The organism is Mesorhizobium sp. WSM4815 (assembly GCF_055811575.1).
Map to the genome: position 1 here is coordinate 19911 of NZ_JBVVQS010000079.1, position 19252 is coordinate 39162.

Consider the following 19252-nt stretch of genomic DNA (forward strand, 5'->3'; position numbering starts at 1 on the left):
CATTGCACCGCAAGTTGATCGTCAAACCTTCATCGATCGCTGTTGACAAGTGCGCCCATCTAAATTTGTCTGACAATATTGAAACGAGGGTCGTCATAACAGCCGCCAGCAGCCAACAACGACCAGCAATCCATGGGAGGATAACAGATGAAGAAGATACTCGTCTTGAGTGCCCTTGCGGCGATGCTCGCGTCAGGCGCCGCGTTTGCCGACACCAGCGACAAGAAGATCGCCTTTTCCAACAATTATGCCGGCAATTCGTGGCGACAGGCGATGCTCGACAGCTATGCCATCGTCACCAAGAAGGCGGTCGCCGACGGGGTGGTCGCTGCCGCGGACATCTTCACGACGGCCGACAAGGAAGTGCCGACCCAGGCAGCACAGGTGCAGAACCTGATCCTGCAAGGCTATGACGCCATCGTCATCAACGCCGCCTCGCCGGACGCGCTCAACGGCGCCGTCAAGCAGGCCTGCGATGCCGGCATCGTCGTCGTCTCCTTCGACGGCATCGTCACCGAGCCCTGCGCCTACCGCGTCGTCGTCGACTTCAAGGACATGGGCAGGCAGGAAGTCGAGCAGATGGCCAAGTTCCATCCCGAGGGCGGCAATCTGCTGGAAATCCGCGGCCTTGCCGGCACCTCGATCGACGACGCCATCCACGCCGGGATTCTGGAGGGCGTCGCCGCCCATCCCGAGTTCAAGATCGTCGGTTCGGTGACCGGCGACTGGGACCAGACCACAGCGCAGAAGGCGGTCGCGACGATCCTGCCGTCGCTGCCGGAAATCGTCGGCGTCGTCGATCAGGGCGGCGACGGCTATGGCGCGGCACAAGCCTTCGCCGCCGCCGGCAAACCGCGCCCGACCATCATCATGGGCAACCGCCAGGACGAATTGCAGTGGTGGAAGGAACAGAAGGACAAGGATGGCTACCAGACCTGGTCGGCGTCGATTGCGCCGGGCGTGTCGTCGCTGGCCTTCTGGGTGGCGCAGCAGGTGCTCGACGGCCGCACCGATGTGCCGCATGACCTGTTGGTGCCATACCTCGCCTTCACCCAGGATAATTTCGAGGCCGAGCTGCCGAACATCCCCAAGGGCGGCGTCGCCAGCCACGAATACACGCAGGAAGACGCCATCGCGGCGATCAAAGCCAACATCAAGTGAGCGTAGCACATCCAATGCCGCGCGCGTCGTCTTCCGGATTTCGCTAGGGATGCCCGAGGCCGGTGCAGACATCATCAGACTGGACGGCCCCGAAAAACATTTCGGCGCCGCCACTGTCGACATCATCAGACTGGACGGAGCCGAAAAACATTTCGGCGCCGTCCGGGCGCTTGCCGGGGTGGATTTCCACGTCGGCGCCGGCGAATGCGTCGGTCTCGTCGGCCACAATGGCGCGGGCAAGTCGACGCTGATGCATATGGTGGCGGGCACGCTCGTGCCCGACAGCGGTCGGATCGCGGTGCGTGGCGGCATCGAAGATAATTATTCGGTGCCGCGCGCCCAACAACTGGGCATACGCTGCGTGTTCCAGGAACTGTCGCTGTGCCCGAATCTCAGCGTTGCCGAGAACACGCGAATCAACCACCCGACGCTGCGCGGCTTTGATTGGCGGCGCAAGGCGGCCGATCTGATCGCGGCCAAGCTCGACGAGATATTCCCGGGCCACAGCATCTCCGCCGCCGATATTGCCAGCGACCTCTCCATCGGCAGGCGGCAGATGGTCGAAGTGGCGCGCGCCTTCACGGTGACGCAGGATCCGCTCGAGCTGGTCATCCTCGACGAGCCGACATCCTCGCTCGACGCGCACACGGCCGGCCAGTTGCTGGGTTTCGTCCGGCGCTTTGTCGCCGGGGGCAAGAGCTGCATTCTGATCTCGCATGTTCTCGGCGAGGTGCTCGGGAATGCCGACCGCATCGTGGTGATGCGCGACGGCAAGGTCGTCGCGTCGGATGCGGCTAAGGCTTTCGATCGCGGCAGGCTGGTGACGACCATGGGCGGAGCGGCAGCGCGTGAGAAGATCGCGGCCGAAATCGCGACCCAAAAGCCGGAGACCGGCCCGTTGCGGGTCCGGGCCCGCCCAGCGCGGCAACAGGACGGCAACGAACTTGTGGCGCATGGCGGCGAGATCATCGGCCTTGCCGGGCTTGCCGGTCATGGCCAAACCGATCTGCTGCTGGCGATTTTCGCAGCCGCGGCGCGCACCAAAACCGGCATCGAGGTCACCGCGCCGGTGGCGCTGGTGGCCGGCGACCGCCAGTCTGACGGGATCTTTCCGCAATGGTCGATTGCGCAAAACATCGGCATCCGCTCGCTGGCGCGATTGCGCAACGGCCTGCTGATCTCGCCGCGGCGCGAAGCCGAGCTCGCCGACTTCTGGCAAAAGAAAATCGGCATCCGCACCCCCGACATGAACAACAACATCTTCTCGCTGTCCGGCGGCAACCAGCAGAAGGCCCTGTTTGCCCGGGCGCTCGGTTCCGACGCCAAGATCGTGCTGATGGACGACCCGATGCGCGGCGTCGACATCGGCACCAAGCTCGAGGTCTACGACCTTGTGCGCGAAGAGGCTGGCCGCGGCCGTACCTTCCTCTGGTACACCACGGAAACCGAAGAGCTCGACAATTGCCACCACGTCTATGTCTTCAAGAACGGCCGGATCGTCGCCAAGCTTGGTCGCGACGAGCTGACCGAGGAAAAGATCATCCAGTCCTCGTTCGGCGATGCGGCCTGAGATGACGGCAGCACCCGTCGAGACCGGTCCCAAGAGTTCTTCCGAGCGAAGCGCGCTGGCGCGGGCGCGCCTGCTGCGCGGGCTGCTGCCTGCGATGTCACTGGTGCTGGTGCTGCTGGCGATCGCCTGGCTCAACCCGCGCGCCATCAGCTATTTCGGCTTCAGCCTGATGCTCAACCTGGCGATCCCGATCGCATTGGCGACGATCGCGCAGATGTTCGTCATTGCCGGCAACGAGCTGGACCTGTCGATCGGCACCTTCGTCGGTTTCGTCGGCTGCGTCACGGCGACATGGCTGAAGGAGGCGCCGCTGGTCGGTGTCTTGATCCTCCTCGGGTCGATCGGCGTCTATGCGCTGCTCGGCGCGCTGATCCATCTGCGCAATCTGCCTTCAATCGTGGTGACGCTCGGCATGAGTTTTGTCTGGCAGGGCCTCGCCATCCTCATCCTGCCGAAGCCCGGCGGCAAGGCGCCGGACTGGCTGCTGTCGCTCATGGCCTTCAAACCGCCCTTCGTTCCGTTCCCGATCATTGCGGCGCTGCTGATTGCCGCGGTCGTCCACTTCGGGCTGATGCGCACCTCGTATGGCGTGATCCTGCGCGGCTCCGGTGGCAATGCCGCGGCCCTCAGCCGTGCCGGCTGGTCGCTGCTCAAGACCAAGGTCGTGCTGTTCGCATTGACCGGCCTGTTCGGCGTTTTATCCGGCATGGCCCTGATCGGCATCACCACCTCGGCCGATGCCAATATCGGCAATGGCTACACGCTGCTGTCGATCGCCGGCGTCATCCTCGGTGGCGGCGAATTCGTCGGCGGCCGGGTATCGCCGATCGGCGCGGTGATCGGCGCGCTGACGCTGGCGCTCGCCGCGTCGCCGCTGCTGACCTTCATGCACATCCCGCCCGATTGGCAGGTGGCCGCCAACGGCGCCATCCTCATCATCGTGCTGGCGGCCCGGGTGCTGATCAGCCGCAAAGAGAGGTGAGGAGATGGCATCGTTGCGATTGCTGCTCGCCAAACCCTGGATCTGGTCCTTCATCGGCGCGCTGCTGGTGTGGCTGGCGACGGTCACCTTCACCGGCGGATATGGCGGCGGCGGCATGATCACGGCAGCACTTTCGCTCGCCGTCTTCACCGTCATCGTCGGTGTCGGCCAGATGTTCGTGATCACGCTCGGTCCCGGCAATGTCGACCTGTCGCTGCCGGCCAATATCGGCCTCGCCAGCGCCGTCGCCATGAAGGTGATGGACGGCAATGATTCAATGATCGCGGTCGGGCTGCTGGCGGCGCTGGCCTGCGGCATGGCGATCGGCGCCGCCAATTATCTGTTGATCTGGGCGCTGCGCATTCCACCGATCATCGCCACACTGTCGGCGAGCTTCATCATCCAGTCGATCGACATCAGCTATGGCCGCGGCTTGCAGATCAAGCCGCCGCCGGGCTTTGCCAGTTTCACCAACTGGCAGATTCTTGGCATTCCGGTGCTGGCGATCCTCACCGTGCTGTTCTCCATCGGCGCTGCGATCGCGCTGCAGCGCATGATCTATGGCCGTTCGGTGCTGGCGATCGGCCAGAACATCCGCGCGGCGTGGCTGGCCGGCGTCAATGTCGGCCGCATCCGCTTTCTTACCTACACGCTGTCGGGCGCGCTCGGCGGCCTCGACGGGGCGCTGCTCGCCGGCTATTTCCGCGGCGCCAATGTCGATATCGGCAATGAGTACCTGCTGGCCTCGATCGCCGTCGTCGTCATCGGCGGCACGTCGGTAGCCGGCGGCAAGGCCAATGTGCCGGGTGTATGGGGCGCGGCCCTGTTCCTGGTGCTGCTTTTGACCATGCTCAACACGTTCGGCGTTAGCGCCGGCGTCCGTCTGTTGCTGACCGGGCTGATCATCGTCGGCGTCATCACTGCCGCCGGCGGGCAGAAAGCGCTGCGCTAGCAAGCGGCGGCGCTTGGCGGCGCTGACCTGTGTCATCTCATACGTGCTTGCGCCCGCCAGATTCGCGGAACCAGCTGTCGGGATAGGGATACCACCAGTCCTGGATCGCTGGCCTGTGGTCGATGATGACCATCTTCGAGCGGCGGAAGGCATCCAGCCCCTGGCGACCAAGTTCGCGGCCGAGGCCCGACGCCTTCCAGCCGCCGAACGGCAGCGCGTCATTGTCGATCAGCGGATTGTTGACCCAGACCATGCCGGCCTCGAGCCGCTCCGCAGCCTCATGCGCCTCGGCAAGATCGGTGGTGAACACCGAGGCGCCGAGCCCGAACGGGCTGTCATTGGCAAGTTCTATCGCCTCGTCGAAATCCTTGACCCGGCAGATCGCGGCGACTGGTCCGAAACATTCTTCGCGCACGATCGCCATGTCGGGGGTGACGCCGGTCAGGATCGTCGGCTCGTAGAACCAGCCGACATTGTGCGCCGGCGGAATACGCCCGCCGGTGATCGCCTTGGCACCATTGCGCACGGCATCGTCGACCAGCCGTATGACTTTCGCCCGCGCCGCCTCGCTGACCAGCGGCCCGATCTCGGTCTTGTCGAGGCCGTTGCCGATGCGCAGCGCCCGTGTCTTCTGCGCAAACAGCTCGACAAAGCGGTCATGAACGGCATCGACAACGAAAAACCGTTCGGCCGAGGTGCAGACCTGGCCGGTGAGATGGAACGCGGCGGTGACGCTGCCGGCGGCCGCCACGTCGAGCGGGGCGTGTCGGCTGATGATCAGCGGATCGCTGCCGCCGGCCTCGATGACGCATGGCTTCATGCGCTCGGCGCAAGCGACGGCGACAGCCTTGCCGGCGGCGACCGAACCGGTGAAGGCAACCGCATGGGTGCGATCGGAGGCGATCAAAGCCTGCGCCGTGGCCGCCGCGCCGGGCAGGCAGGAAACCAGGCCCTCCGGCAGTGAGCGGAACACGGTCATGTAATCCAGAGTCGACAGTGTCGTCGCTTCGGCCGGCTTGATGACGCAGGCATTGCCGGCGGCAAGCGAGGCGGCAACGGTCCAGCACATCAACAGGATCGGGAAATTGTAGGGCATGATGTGCACAGACGTGCCGTAGGGCTCGTAGCGCGCATGCTGGAACGAACCCGCCTGCGTCGTGCCGGCGATCTTGCCGGCATCGTCGCGCGCCATTTCGGCGTAGTAGCGGAAGATCGACGCGCAATTGGCGATCTCGCCGATTGCTTCCGGATAGGGCTTGCCCATCTCGCGCACCATCAGTTCGGCGCAGCGCGTGAAGTCGGACGCCTCGATGGCGTTGGCGACTGCATGCAGATGCCTGGCGCGGCTCTTGGCGTCGAGCTTTTTCCAGGCAGCTTGCGCCCTGGCCGCAGCGGTGAGCACGGTGTCGATCTCGCCGTCGGTTGCAGTCGCGATGGCGCCGACGGTTTCCAGTGTCGCCGGATCGATCACCGGTTTTGCAGCGCCGGTCATCGGCCGATAATCCGGATTGACGAAGAAGGCCGGCAGGTCAGGTGAAAAGTCCATTCTGTCCTCTCGTGTGTGCAGAGCCTTTTTGAGAATTCGCCCTGCCGAGACAGATGGCGTGGTTTTCGAGAACCGAAGCGGAGCGGACGTTGGAGTCCGTGAGCATCGGAAGCGGAGAAAACCGCGTCAGGTGTCCGGCAGGGTAGAATTATCGAGAAGGCTCAGCGGATCATGTAGACCTTCTTGATCGTCTCGTGGACGGTGCAGACGCCCTTCCAGTCCTGCGGAAAGAACGCCGCGGTGTCGGGTTCGATCTCGATCACCTCGCCGGATTCGTGGACATAGGAGCAGCGGCCCTCTAGGAAATGGCAGAATTCGTCGCGGGTGACGTGGCAGTGCCATTTGCCTGGGGTGCAGACCCACAGCCCGCATTCGGAGCGGCCTTCCGGTCCCTTGTGCAGCAATTTGCCGCAGGTGCGGGATTCGCCCTCGATCATCGTGGGGATGACGCCCCAGTCGACGAGGTCGGTGAGGGCAAGCGGCGATTTCATGATCGGTGTCGGCACGTCGTGAAGCTCCAGTGGCTGGCTTCAGGCCAGCATGTAAATGTTACGGATGGTCTCGTGGACGGTGCATTCGCCGATCCAGCCGGCCGGGAACATGACCACCGTGGCAGCGGAGACTTCTATCACCTCGCCGTTGTCCGATCGGTAGGTCGCGCGGCCGGCAACGAAATGGCACAGTTCGTCGCGCGGGATCGCCAGCCGCCAGCGGCCGGGCGTGCAGACCCAGATGCCGGATTCCGGCTGGTTGTTCGGCCCCTTGTGGACGAGCCTGCCGGTGGAGTGCGAAGCACCTTCCAGCGCATCGGGCTGGGCGCCCCAGTCGATCAGGTCGGTGCGGGTGGAGGCTTGGTGGAGGTGTGGGGCGGAGGAGGTCATGTGGGAGTTCCGCCGGTGCGATGCATGACTTCGCGATCGTCTCGCTCTACGGCGCCCCCCTCTGTCCTGCCGGACATCTCCCCCACGAGGGGGGAGATTGGCAGCTCTGGCGGCGGCACTCTTCTTGCGACATTTGTGATTGGCGAAATCAGTGATGACGGCCAATCTCCCCCCAAGTGGGGGAGATGTCCGGTAGGACAGAGGGGGGCGCGAAGGAACGCCATACCCATCCGCCCGGTCACAGCAGTTTCTCCAGCAGCCCCGCTGCCTTCTCCGGGCCGTTCTGCGCCTGCATCTGCGCCGACGTCTTCGCCAGCTTGGCCCTGATTGCCGGGTCGGACAGGCAGGTTTCGATCTTGGCGATCAGCTCGGCGTTGCTCCAGTCGTAGCGCGGCATGCCGAAGCCGTGGCTGGTCTCCTCGACCCGGGTCGCGTTATCGTGGCCATCCCAGACATAGGGCATGATGATCGCCGGCTTGCCGAAGTAGAGACACTCGGTGAACGAGTTGTTGCCGCCATGGTGGATCACCGCATCGACCTGCGGGATCACCGAGGGCTGCGGAAACCAGCTCTCGACGATGACATTGCCCGGCACTTGCGCGTATTGGTCCTTGTAGCCGCCGACATTGACCAGCGCCCGGTAGCGAGTCTCGGCCAGCGTCGCGATGATGCGCTTCAAGAGATCGACATCGCCGGCGCCAAGGCTGCCGAACGAGACGTAGAGCAGCGGCCCGTCATTATTCTCGGCAAAGGTCGGCACGGTGTAGGGCTTCTCCTGCCGCACGCAGCCTTCCAGATACTGGAATTTTGCCGGGTCGAGCGGATGGCGGCGCTTGAACTTTGCCGCCTCGGGATAAAGCAGCAGGTTGAGGTAGGGCGAGGCCTCGAAGAACTGGCCGATAGGATACGGCGCTTCGTTGTTGGCTTTCAAAAACGTATTGAAGTCGTCATGGATCGGCTTGATTACCGCGTTGAAATGGTCGCGGTAGCGCTGATGGCAGGCGTGGTCGTTCTCGCCGCAGCCGGACAGATGCGGCGGGATGTCCTCGTCCTCGATCTCGTTTTCCGAGCAGGAGATGACGCGCACCCATGGCTTGCCATACTGCTTGATCGCCGGGAACAGGATGACGTTGTCGACGCAGATGACGTCGGGCTTGATCGTCGCAAGCACGCCGGGCAGGTCCTTCTCAGCCCATTTGGCGCTGTCGACGATCGCCGTCCAGCAGTCCTTCACGTAATTGTCGACCTGGTCGTAGGGCGATTTGCGAAAATTCGGGATGTGGCCGTTGATGAAGTCTTCCCAGAACTTGGCCATCTGCTCGGGCGGCATCGGCTCGGACAGGTTCACCGGATGCGCCTCGAAGCCGTAGCCCTTGTAGACGTCGACGAAGCCGGGATCCGACAGGAACACCGCTCTGTGGCCGCGCGCCTCGACCGCCTGGGCGATGCCGACGGAATTGAGCGCCGGGCCGTAGGCCGCTTCCGGAAAAAACGCGATGGTCTTCTGCGCCATGAAAGTTCTCCTTCGATCAATCTGCGAAAATTCTGACGTCGGCGGCATCCCAGCCGAGCTCGACCGCATCGCCGGACGCGACCGGGCGGCGGTCGGCGGCGTCGGCAGTGACGCGCACAAGGAACGGTTTTTGTGACAGAGCGGTGCGGACATGCAGCTGCAGGTCGAGCCCGTGATAGGCGAGCGCCTCGACGATGCCGGCAACACGGTTGGCCGTCTCTGGCGGCGGGAACAGCCGGATGCGCTCGGGCCGCACTGAAGCGACCACCGCAGCGCCGGGCGAAAGCTTTGCGGGAACTGTGCCTGATATCCGCGCACCATTGGCTGCCAGCACGCCGTCGGCGGCGGCTTTGCCCGGCACGAAATTCATGACGCCAATGAAGTCGGCGACGAAACGGTCGGCCGGATGCTCGTAGACCGCATGCGGCGTATCGCATTGCAGCAGCTTGCCGTCCCTCAGCACCGCCATGCGGTCGGCCATGACGAGCGATTCTTCCTGGTCATGGGTGACGATGACGAAGGTGATGCCGACTTCGTGCTGCAGGCGCTTCAGCTCCAGTTGCATGGCGCCGCGCAATTTCTTGTCGAGCGCACCGAGCGGCTCGTCGAGCAGCAGCAGCCGCGGCCGCTTGACCAGCGCCCGGGCAAGCGCGACGCGCTGCTTCTGGCCACCCGACAATTGCTCCGGCTTGCGGTCGGCGAAGGCGACGAGCTCGGTCGTCGCCAGGATGGCATCGACGCGGGAACGGATTTCGTTTGCCGGCAAGCGCTCCATTTCAAGGCCGTAGGAAACATTGGCCCGGACGCTCATATGCGGAAACAGCGCGTAGGACTGGAACATCAGGTTGACCGGCCGCCTGTTGGGCGGGGTTTTGGCGATGTCGCGGCCGTCGAGCAGGATGCGCCCCTCATTGGGCGTCTCGAAACCGGCCAGCATGCGCAGCAGCGTGGTCTTGCCGCAGCCGGAAGGTCCGAGCAAGGCGAAGAACTCGTTCTCGCGGATATCGAGCGAGATGCCGTCGACGGCCATCACCCGGCCGAAGTTCTTCGACACCTTGTCGATCGCCAGCAGCGTGCGGGGCTCGCTCATTGGCCGATGACTCCGCGGTTGAGCCGCTGCGACAGGGTCAGCGCGGTGATTGAGACCGCCATGACGATGGTCGCCAATGCATTGATCTCCGGCGTGATGCCGAAGCGGATCATCGAATAGATCTGCATCGGCAGCGTAGTCGAGGCGCGGCCGGCGCCGGCGGTGAAGAAGGCGATGATGAACTCGTCGACCGAAAGGGTGAAGGCGAGCAGCGCGCCGGCGACGACCGCAGGCAGGATGACCGGCAATGTCACCCGCCTGAAGGTGGTGAGCGCGGAAGCGCCGAGATCGGCGGAGGCCTCGACGATCGACCAGTCGAAGCTTTTTAGCCGCGCGCGCACCACCGAGCAGACGAATGCGAGGTTGAAGACGACATGGGCGAGGATGATGGTGTCCAGGCCGAGCGTGAAATCGAGCATGGAAAAGAAGCTGAGCAGCGCCACCGCCAGCACGATGTCGGGAATGATCATCGGCGCAAAGATCAGCGCCTCGAGGCCGCTTCCGTACTGCCGGCGCATTTCGACGCCGATGGCCAGCAAGGTACCGAGCAGCGTGGCGATGGCTGTCGAGACCAGCGCCACGATCAGCGTGTTGAGGGCGGCGGAAAGGATCGCGGCGTTTCCGGCGAGCGAGGCATACCATTTCAGCGAAAAGCCCGACCAGACGGTCGGCAGCCCGCCTTGGTTGAACGACAGCGCCACCAGTACGGCGATCGGAATGTAGAGGAAGGCGAAGACCAGCGTCAGCACGAGCCAGAGCGTGCGCCGTGTGGCGGGCGAGCGCTCAGTCATCGGCGCCTCCTTTCGCTTCGGCGATACGGCCGGCGGCGCGATCGGCAGCCAGGGCCTGCGCCGTCAGCACCAAAAGCATGATGGCGATCAGCGCCATCGCCAGCGCTGCGCCGAACGGCCAGTCATTGGCGGTCAGGAACTGGTCGTAGACAAGATTGCCGATCATCTGGAAGCGGCCGCCGCCGAGCAGTGCCGGCGTGACGAAATTGCCGATCGACAGCACGAAGACGAAGACCGCCCCGGCGGCGATGCCCGGCACCGTCAGCGGCAGTATAACCCGGCGAAATGTGGTCATGGCCGAAGCGCCGAGATCGCGCGAGGCCTCGGCGAGCTCCGGATTGAGCCGCGACAGCGGCGCGTAGCAGGCGAGGATGACGAAAGGCAGGTAATTGTAGACCAGACCGGCGATGACGGCGCCTTCGGTATAGAGCATCGACGGCGGCTCGCCGGTGTAGCCGAACCAGCGCAAGAGCTGGGTGATCAGGCCTTCGCGGTTGAGCAGCACGATCCATGCATAGGTGCGGATCAGGTAATTGGACCAGAAAGGCAAGACGGCGAAGAACAAGAACACCGGCTGCCACCAGCGCGGTGCTGCCGCGATCGCATAGGCGGCGGCATAGCCGATCACCACCGCGATCAGCGTTGCCGTGCCGGCGATGCGCGCCGAATTGAGGAAGATGCCGGCATAGAGCGGGTCGAGCACCAGCCCGAAATTCTCCAGCGTGAAGCTGTATTCGATGCCGCCATAAATGCCGCGCCGGAAGAAGGCGAGCGCCAGCACCAGCGCGCATGGCACCACCATCAAGGCGGTGAGCCAAGCCAGCGCCGGCGCCATCAGCAAGGAGGAGCGAGAAGGTGTGAACGATCTCATGTCGCACCCTCCTCTGGCCTTGAGGCCATCTCAAAGGCATCGAAATTGTGTTTGGACAAGCGCCCCCTCACCCGGATTGCCAACCGAATTGCGAAGGGCAATTCGGGGCAATCCGACCTCTCCCCGAGGGGAGAGGAGGTCGCCGACCTTGGCGTCAGCCCCTTCTCCCCAGCGGGGAGAAGGTGGCCGCGAAGCGGCCGGATGAGGGGGTGCTGCGCCGGAGATTGGCGAGCGGCTGCAATCCAGCCGATCTCCCCCCTTGAGGGGGAGATGGCCGGCAGGCCAGAGGGGGGCGTGAAGGAACGCAAGCCTGATTCCAGATGCCGAAATTACTGCGCCGCCTTGATCTCGCTGACGATCTTCGAATAGTCGCGCTGGGCGTCGCCGACGTCGCGCAACTGCTCGAACTTGACCAGTTCGGCCACAGGCATGTTCATATTTGGGAATTTGGCGAGGAAATCCGCCGGCAGGCTTTCCATAGCCGGCTTGTTCGGCACCTTGTAATCGATGTTCTGAGCCGCCCAGGCGTGGTTCTTGGCGTCCAGCATGAAGTTGATGAACTGGAAGGCGGCGTCCTTGTTGGCCGATGCCTTCATCACCACCATCGTATCGACCCACAGGTCCGAGCCTTCCTTGGGTATGGTGTATTTAATCTGCGGATTCTCGGCGATGCCATAGTTGCACCAGCCATCCCATGCCTGCACCATCAGCGCCTCGCCCGAAACCAGCTTCGAATAGAAGGTGGTGTCGTCATAGGCGAGCAAGGTCTTCTTGGCCGAGATCAGCAGGTCCTTGACCTCGGCGAGCTTGGCCGGATCGGTTTCGTTGACCGAATAGCCCTTGGCGAGCTGCCCGGCGGCAAGCAGCCAGCGGTCGGTCGCCAGCATCGTGGTCTTGCCCTTGAGCGCCTCGGACGGGGCGAGAAGATCGTTCCAGCTGGCCGGCTCGGTCTTCACCAGATCCGAGCGGTAGCAGAGGCCGGTGGTGCCCCAGGTGTAAGGCACGGAAAAATTGTTGCCGACGTCGTGCGGCAGCTTGGCCGCCTCGGGATAAAGATTGGCGAGATGGGGGATCTTGGCGTGGTCGATCGTCTCGATCAGGCCGAGCTTGTTCAGCACTTCGGCGAAGGGCGAGGAGACGAAGACCACGTCATAGCCCTTGCCGCCCGAAGCAACGAGCTTGCCCATGATCTCCTCATTGGTGGCGTGAACGACGACCTCGCCGGAAACGCCGGTCGCTGCTTTGAAGGCGGCCATGACGTCCGGCGCCATGTAGCCGTCCCAGTTGGAAATGACGAGGTCGGCGGCGGCCGCCGGCGCCGACAGCGCGAAGGCGAGGCCAAGCGCGATCGCGGAAGTTTTTAACGAACGGTGCCGCAGGGTGGTGGCGGTCATGACAGACTCCCATTCTGGTTGATCGTCGAATTCAATCATCGGACCAGCGCTTGCGACCATGCCGCCGCTTCGATCCTGTTCCCCGGTCTTTTTATTGCCGATTGAACCCACAGTACTATTGCAGAAAAAAGTACGTCAATCTAATTTGTCAAAATCGCCGCGAAATCCAGCCGATTGCGCCCGCAAGGGCAATCGGTCAAACCGCAGCGGTCGAGACCGTTCACGAGAAACGCCATGCAAGCCGTTGCCAGACGCCCGCGCACCAATCATCTTGATCTCGCGCAGCGCATTCTCGATGTAGCCCGGCAGCGCGGCTTCGAGGCCGGCGCTCATCTCCCGGAACAGCAGATCGCCTCGCTCTGCAACGTCTCGCGAACCCCGGTGCGGGCCGCGCTGCGCCTGCTCACCGAAAAAGGCGTCGTACGCTGGGAAGCCGAATCCGGCTATCGGCTGGCCGTCGACCTCACCAAGCAGGCGACCCTTGCCTCTGACCTGCCAAGCGCCGAGGAGGACGAACTCGCGGAGATGATCCTGCGCGATCGGTCGGCGCGCCGGCTGGATCAGGCAGTGACCGTCGGCGCGTTGATGCGACGCTACAGTGCCGAACGAAGGACAGTACTAAAAGCGCTAAAGAAACTGACAGACGAAAATCTTCTGGATCGCGCACCGGGACAGGCCTGGCTGTTCAGGCGGGCGCCTGACGATCCAGAGGCGCAAGGGGAAAGCTACGAGTTCCGCCTGCTGCTCGAACCCGCCGCCATTCTGGCGCCTGGCTTTCGGCTGGACGGGACCCGCGCGGCAGCCTTGCGCCAGGGCATGGAGGCGCTGCTGGCGCTGCCCGACGCCACATTCGATATCAGAGAGTTCCAGCGGCTGGACATCGACTTTCACGGCCTAATCGCCGATGGCTCCAGCAACCGGTTCGTCACCGACGCGCTGTCGGACCATCTCAGGCTGCGCCGGCTGCCGGGGACTTATGCCGGCGTCAACGTCTTCCGGCTGAAGCAATCGCTGCGCGAGCACCTGACCATACTCGACCAACTGGAAAGCCGGCAGTATGAGGTTGCAGCCGATCTGCTTCGCGTCCATCTGCGATTGTCCCGCAGCCAGCGACCGCAGGCGGCCAGTCGCGGCGCCCCCGCATTGTTCGGCATGATCAGCCGGCCGGATTGACGAGGACCACGAGGACAGTGACGCGCAAAACCAGCCCGACCATCGCGTTGTTTCCCGAAGCGAGCTTCGGTGCCGCGCTCAATTGCGTCGGCATCGCGCAGGCCTTGCGCGCAAGGGGCGCGCGGCCGGTGTTCATCTGTCACGCCGGCTTTTCCGGTGTGTTCGCCGACTACGGGTTTCAGGAATATCAGTTGCCGACCGACGATCCGCTGACCGACAGCGAACGCCAGAGCTATTGGCAGGCTTTCGTGCGCCGGCATCTGCCGCATTTCAGGCTGAGCCCGATCGACCAGCTCGAAACCTATGTCGCCCCGACCTGGGAAGCGATCGTCGATACCGCGGTCAATGCCGAGGCGCCGCTGTGCCAATTGCTGACCCGGTTGAAGCCGGACGCCGTGGTGCTCGACAATGTCATCATGTTTCCAGCACTTGCTGCCGCCGGCTGCCCATGGGTGCGCGTCGTCTCCTGCGCCGAGACCGAGCTGCCCGACGCCGATGTACCACCCTATCTGTCCGGTCTCGCCGCCGACGACCCCGATCGCGCGGCCTTCGAGGCGCGCTACCTGGCAGCCGTCGCTCCGGCTCATGACCGGTTCAACCGGCTTCGGACCGACGCCGGTCTTGCATCCTTGCCGAGGGGACTTTTTCTCGAAGCTTCGCCCGATCTCAATCTGCTGCTGACCCCGACGATCGTGCGCAGGCAGCGCGCCGAGCCGCTCGACCCGGCCCGCTTCGTCTATCTCGAAGGCTGCGTCCGTTCGGAAGGGCCGTTCGACGTGCCGGTCTTTCCACGCAATGACGGGCCGCTGGTCTATCTCAGCTTCGGCAGCCTGGGCGCGATGGATGTCGGCCTGATCGAGCGCATGCTCGCCGTGTTCGACCGGCTTCCGGCCCGCTTCATCGTCAATGTCGGCGGTCTGCGCGACAGCTATCGCGCGGTTCCGGACAATGTCTATCTCGATGCCTGGTTTCCGCAGCCGTCGGTTGTCGCGAAATCCGACCTCTTCATCCATCACGGCGGCAACAACAGCTTTTGCGAAGCGCTGCGTTTCGGCGTGCCGTCGCTGATCATGCCCTATTGCTGGGACGGGCACGACAATGCGCAACGCGCTGAGGAAACCGGCGTCGGCCGCCACCTCAGCCGCGATGGCTGGAGCGACGACGAACTGGAAAACGCCATCCTTGGCCTAATGGCCGATGGCGAGATGCGCTTTCGTCTCAAGGAGAATGCAGCCACCATGGCACGGGCGCGGGGAACCGAAATCGCCGCCGAAGCCATTCTCGCCCTCGTAAGGACGTGACCTGATGCTCAACACCACGACAACGGATGCACCGCAAATGACCGCGACGGACGATCCGAAGCGATGGCTGGAGCAGCACGGGATCAGGGAAGTCGAGTGCCTGGTGCCGGACGTGAACGGCGTGTTGCGCGGCAAGTCCTTGCCGACGGCCAAGTTCCTGAAGTCGCTCGAGGACCGCGCGCTCTACCTGCCGAGCAGCGCCTTCCTGGTCTGCATAGACGGCCGCTATTCCGGTTCCAACGACGAGGGCTTCGCTTATCAGGATCCCGACATGCGGATGGTGCCGGATGTCGCGACGCTCTGCCTTGCGCCCGGCGCTGGAGCTGAAAAGGCCTATGTCTTCGCCGATGCGTTTCACATGGACGACCGGCCGTGGATGGCCTCGCCACGTCATGTGTTGAGGGCCGTGCTCGATCTCTATCACCAGCGCGGCTGGCGGGCAGTGGTGGCGCCGGAGCTCGAATTCTACCTGACCGCGCCCAATCCCGATCCCGATCGGCCGTTGCTCGCGCCGGTCGGGCGCAATGGCCGCTCCGAAACCGTGCAGCACCCCTATGACATGGCGGCGCTGGAGGAATTCGAGCCGGTGATCCAGCGGCTCTACGACTATGCCGCAAAGGCCGGGCTGCCGCTCGACACCTTGATCCACGAGTCGGGCACGGCGCAGTTGGAGATCAATTTCCTGCATGGCGACGCGCTGCCGCTGGCCGACAAGGTGCTGCTGTTCAAGCGGATGACGCGCCAGGCCCCGCAGCAATACGGCATGCATGCGACCTTCATGGCCAAGCCGATCGCCGCACAAGCCGGCAGCTCGATGCATCTCCACATCTCGGTCGTCGACGAGGGAGGGAATAGTCTGTTTGCCGGGCGCGACGATGCCGACACCGAGATGTTCGGGCATTTCATCGGCGGCCTGCAGAAATACATTCCCGAGGTGATGCCGCTGTTTGCGCCGAACGTGAATTCGTTCCGCCGCATCCGGCCCAACCACAGCGCGCCCGCCAACATCGAGTGGTCGCACGACAATCGCTCCTGCGGCCTGCGCGTGCCGGCCGGCGGGCGGGCCGCGCGGCGGGTGGAAAACCGGCTGCCCGGCGCCGATGCCAACCCGTATCTGGCGATGGCCGGCTCGCTGCTCTGCGGCTATCTCGGCGTCGAGGAAAAGCTCTCGCGTTCGCCCGAGGCATCGGGCAACGCCTATCGCAGCAAGAGCACGCTGCCGAAAACCATGGAGGAGGCGCTCGACCGTTTCGCCGCCTGCAGTCCGGTTCGGGACTTGCTCGGCGAGGATTTCGTCCAGACCTATTTGCGCGTCAAAAGCGTCGAGCTCGACCTGTTCCAGAGCGTCGTCACCAGCTGGGAACGCGACCACCTGCTGCTCAAGGTCTGACTATGAGCTTGGATTCTGGGGGCTTCAATTCCGGCCTGGACATCGGCAGATCCTACTATGTCGCGACCGCCAATCCAGCGCCTGATCATCCGGCGCTGCAGGGCGAGGTCGACGCCGATCTGGTGGTGGTCGGCGGCGGCTGCACCGGCCTGTCCGCAGCCTTTCATGCCGCCGAGCGCGGGCTGAGGGTGGTTCTCCTCGAAGGCGGCAAGGTCGGCTGGGGGGCGTCGGGGCGCAATGGCGGCCAGATCATCCCCGGCCTGCGCAAGGGCGCCAAGGGCCTGGTCAAACTTTATGGGCCCGAACGGGCGCGGGCGCTTTTCGCTCTCGCCCTCGAGGCGCGCGGGCTGGTGCTCGACCTGATCGAGCGCCATGCCATCGATTGCGACCTCCGGCTCACCGGCCATCTGGCCGGTGCGGTCAACAGCTCCGACCTGCGCGACCTCGAAGAAGAGGCCGAGTGCCTTGCCACCGTGATGAACTTTCATGACGTCGAGATGCTGTCGGCGGCGCAGGCGCGTGAAATGGTGAACACACCCTATCACGGTGCCATGTACGAGAAGCTCGGCGGCCATATGCATCCGCTGAACTACACGCTGGGTCTTGCCCGAGCCGCGGCAGCGGCAGGCGTCACCATCCACGAGAATTCGGTGGCGCTGCGGCTGGAGCGGGAACCTTCCATCCGGGTTTCCACGGCCAAGGGCTCGGTCCGGGCCCGGCATGTCGTGCTGGCCGGCGATGCCCTGCTTCAGGGGCTCGAACCGCGCGTCAACAGCCGCATCATGCCGGTCGGCAACTACATCGTCGCCACCGAGCCGCTTGACGACACCAGCGACGTCATCCCAAGCAATGCAGCCGTTTCCGACACACGCTTCGTCGTCAACTACTACCGGCTGTCGGCCGACGGCCGCCTGTTGTTCGGCGGTGGCGAGCGCTACACGCCGTCGCCGCCCGCCGACATTGCCGGCTTCGTGCGGCCGCATATGGAAAAGACCTTTCCGCAATTGCGCGGCCGCCGCATCGAGCATGCCTGGGGCGGGCTGGTCTCGGTGACGACATCGCGCCTGCCGGATGTCGGCCACAATGGCGAGGTCTATTTTGCGCATGGCTATTCAGGCAAGGGCGTGATCCTGTCGACGCTGTCGGGAAAGCTGCTTGCCGAGGCGATCACCGGCGATGCGTCGCGGCTCGATCTGTTTTCGACGCTGAGGCCAATGCCGTTTCCCGGCGGTACCGCACTGCGCGGCCCGCTCTATGTCCTCGGCATGCTCTGGTACGCCATGCGCGACCGCATCAAACATTGAGCAAGCGATCTACTGCCGCCGTGGTCTTGCGACGCAGGGCGGCCGGCTGCAGCTTCCCGACAAATTTGACCATGTGGACAAAGGTCGGACACCGTTCCATAGTTCCCCTCGCCTGATATCCAAAGAAACAGCCGGCTCGACACGGCGCCAATCAGAGGGGCATGCAATGGACAACGGGAAGAGCAAAATCCGATCGAAACGCGAAGGACTTTCGCGACGCAATTTGCTGGAACTCGGCGCGCTCGGCCTGGGGGCAGCCATGCTGCCGGGCAGTGCCTTGGCGCAGGACAAGAAGCTGAAGGTGGCGGCGATCTTCGCCACGCCGACCGAGGAGCCATGGGTCCACCAGATCCATGTCGCCCTGCAGAGGGCCGAGAAGGAACTCGGCATCGAGTACAAATGGTCGGAGAAGGTGCAGACGGCCGATTTCAGCCGTGTGATGCGCGAATATGCGCAAGGCGGCTATGAGCTGGTGCTGGGCGACGCGTTCGCTGCCGAACGCGAATCCCGCCGCACCGCCAAGCAATTTCCGAAGGTCGCCTTCCTGTTCGGCTCCGGCGCCGGGCCGGCCGAGCCGAATTTCGCTGTCTTCGACAACTGGATCCACGAGCCCGCCTATCTCTCCGGCCTGATCGCCGGAAAGATGTCGAAATCAGGCACGATCGGCGCCGTTGCGGCGATGGGCATTCCGGAAGTGAACCGGCTGGTCAATGCCTTCTTTGCCGGCGCCCGCGAGGTCAATCCTGACATCAAGAGGAAGGTCGCATTCATCGGCTCCTTCTTCGACCCGCCCAAGGCCAAGGAAGCGGCTATCGCCCAGATCGACGCCGGCGTCGACGTGATCTATGCCGAACGTTTCGGCGTCATCGAAGCGGCGGTCGAGAGGAAGATCCTCGCCATCTCCAACATGTCCGACCAGTCCAACCTCGGCCCGGACACGGTGATCACGGGTCCGGTCTGGGATATGTATCCGACGGTCGAGCATGCGATCAAACTGGTCAAGGCCGGCGTCTTCACCGCGCAGGATTACGGCGATTTCTCGCGCATGGCCAAGGGCGGCTCCTTTCTGGCGTCCTATCACAAATTCGACAAGACGCTGCCGGCCGACGTCAAGGAGCTGGTCGAGAAGAAAAAGGCCGAAATCCTCGACGGCAATTTCCGTGTCGTCGTCGACGAGAACACGCCGGTTTCGGATTGAGCGCAGTTTTTTTGGGGTTGGCGCTGCACCCCCCTCTGGCCTGCCGGCCATCTCCCCCTCAAGGGGGAGATTGGCAGCTTCGCCGACAGCGCCTCTTCTTCAGTGTTGACGATTTGCGAAAGCCGAAGTGACATC

Annotated in this window: 17 protein-coding genes; 9 read left to right on the forward strand and 8 right to left on the reverse strand. The window is 63.9% G+C overall.

The genetic code is table 11. The features are described 5' to 3' along the window. Nucleotides 1–147 precede the first annotated feature (147 nt). Genes AC0L2B_RS05595 through AC0L2B_RS05610 form a run of 4 tightly spaced genes read left to right on the forward strand, consistent with a single transcriptional unit; the run spans nucleotide 148 to nucleotide 4665 of the window. Entirely contained in the window at nucleotides 148–1161 is a 1014-nt protein-coding gene (locus tag AC0L2B_RS05595) for a substrate-binding domain-containing protein (protein ID WP_091592281.1), read from the forward strand. A 49-nt stretch (nucleotides 1162–1210) separates the two neighbouring features. After that, a complete protein-coding gene (locus tag AC0L2B_RS05600; protein ID WP_473744525.1) occupies nucleotides 1211–2731 on the forward strand; it encodes an ATP-binding cassette domain-containing protein in 1521 nt (506 codons plus the stop codon). Nucleotide 2732: 1 nt separating this feature from the next. Further along, complete coding sequence (locus tag AC0L2B_RS05605) at nucleotides 2733–3713, forward strand: ABC transporter permease (RefSeq protein ID WP_473744526.1); 981 nt, start codon at nucleotides 2733–2735, stop codon at nucleotides 3711–3713. 4 nt (nucleotides 3714–3717) lie between these two features. Further along, the gene (locus tag AC0L2B_RS05610) at nucleotides 3718–4665 is read left to right on the forward strand and encodes an ABC transporter permease (protein ID WP_287213381.1); all 948 of its coding nucleotides are present in this window, start codon (nucleotides 3718–3720) and stop codon (nucleotides 4663–4665) included. Between the two features lie 37 nt (nucleotides 4666–4702). Here AC0L2B_RS05610 and AC0L2B_RS05615 read toward each other — a convergent pair whose 3' ends face one another. The 8 genes from AC0L2B_RS05615 to AC0L2B_RS05650 all read right to left on the reverse strand — a co-directional run bounded on the left by AC0L2B_RS05615 (nucleotide 4703) and on the right by AC0L2B_RS05650 (nucleotide 12751). Beyond that, a complete protein-coding gene (locus AC0L2B_RS05615) occupies nucleotides 4703–6211 on the reverse strand; it encodes an aldehyde dehydrogenase family protein (protein WP_473744527.1) in 1509 nt (502 codons plus the stop codon). 161 nt (nucleotides 6212–6372) lie between these two features. Continuing rightward, nucleotides 6373–6717: a cupin domain-containing protein gene (locus AC0L2B_RS05620; RefSeq protein ID WP_473744528.1), complete on the reverse strand. Its 345-nt coding sequence runs from the start codon at nucleotides 6715–6717 to the stop codon at nucleotides 6373–6375. Nucleotides 6718–6741: 24 nt separating this feature from the next. Beyond that, nucleotides 6742–7092, reverse strand: a complete 351-nt coding sequence (locus tag AC0L2B_RS05625) for a cupin domain-containing protein (protein WP_473744529.1) — start codon at nucleotides 7090–7092, stop codon at nucleotides 6742–6744. Nucleotides 7093–7330: 238 nt separating this feature from the next. Further along, nucleotides 7331–8605 (reverse strand): glycosyltransferase, encoded by a 1275-nt coding sequence (locus AC0L2B_RS05630; protein WP_473744530.1) that lies wholly within the window; start codon nucleotides 8603–8605, stop codon nucleotides 7331–7333. Nucleotides 8606–8621: 16 nt separating this feature from the next. Further along, nucleotides 8622–9695 carry an ABC transporter ATP-binding protein gene (locus tag AC0L2B_RS05635; RefSeq protein ID WP_473744531.1) on the reverse strand — a complete coding sequence of 358 codons (1074 nt, stop codon included), beginning with the start codon at nucleotides 9693–9695 and terminating at the stop codon, nucleotides 8622–8624. Further along, nucleotides 9692–10486, reverse strand: coding sequence for an ABC transporter permease (locus tag AC0L2B_RS05640; RefSeq protein WP_473744532.1), 795 nt, complete (start codon nucleotides 10484–10486; stop codon nucleotides 9692–9694). The genes AC0L2B_RS05635 and AC0L2B_RS05640 overlap by 4 nt, the downstream gene beginning before the upstream one ends. Continuing rightward, the gene (locus tag AC0L2B_RS05645; protein WP_473744582.1) at nucleotides 10479–11321 is read right to left on the reverse strand and encodes an ABC transporter permease; all 843 of its coding nucleotides are present in this window, start codon (nucleotides 11319–11321) and stop codon (nucleotides 10479–10481) included. The genes AC0L2B_RS05640 and AC0L2B_RS05645 overlap by 8 nt, the downstream gene beginning before the upstream one ends. A 365-nt stretch (nucleotides 11322–11686) precedes the next feature. Next, a complete protein-coding gene (locus AC0L2B_RS05650) occupies nucleotides 11687–12751 on the reverse strand; it encodes a polyamine ABC transporter substrate-binding protein (RefSeq protein WP_473744533.1) in 1065 nt (354 codons plus the stop codon). A 234-nt stretch (nucleotides 12752–12985) separates the two neighbouring features. On the opposite strand from AC0L2B_RS05650, the gene AC0L2B_RS05655 reads away from it, so the two are divergent. The 5 genes from AC0L2B_RS05655 (at nucleotide 12986) to AC0L2B_RS05675 (ending at nucleotide 19117) form a co-directional block, all read left to right on the forward strand. Next, entirely contained in the window at nucleotides 12986–13924 is a 939-nt protein-coding gene (locus tag AC0L2B_RS05655; protein ID WP_473744534.1) for a GntR family transcriptional regulator, read from the forward strand. 17 nt (nucleotides 13925–13941) lie between these two features. Next, nucleotides 13942–15225, forward strand: coding sequence for a glycosyltransferase (locus tag AC0L2B_RS05660; protein WP_473744535.1), 1284 nt, complete (start codon nucleotides 13942–13944; stop codon nucleotides 15223–15225). 37 nt (nucleotides 15226–15262) lie between these two features. Further along, nucleotides 15263–16615, forward strand: a complete 1353-nt coding sequence (locus tag AC0L2B_RS05665; protein ID WP_473744536.1) for a glutamine synthetase family protein — start codon at nucleotides 15263–15265, stop codon at nucleotides 16613–16615. 2 nt (nucleotides 16616–16617) lie between these two features. Beyond that, nucleotides 16618–17919, forward strand: a complete 1302-nt coding sequence (locus AC0L2B_RS05670; protein ID WP_473744537.1) for an NAD(P)/FAD-dependent oxidoreductase — start codon at nucleotides 16618–16620, stop codon at nucleotides 17917–17919. A 166-nt stretch (nucleotides 17920–18085) separates the two neighbouring features. Then, entirely contained in the window at nucleotides 18086–19117 is a 1032-nt protein-coding gene (locus AC0L2B_RS05675; protein WP_473744538.1) for a BMP family protein, read from the forward strand. The last annotated feature ends 135 nt before the right edge of the window (nucleotides 19118–19252 follow it).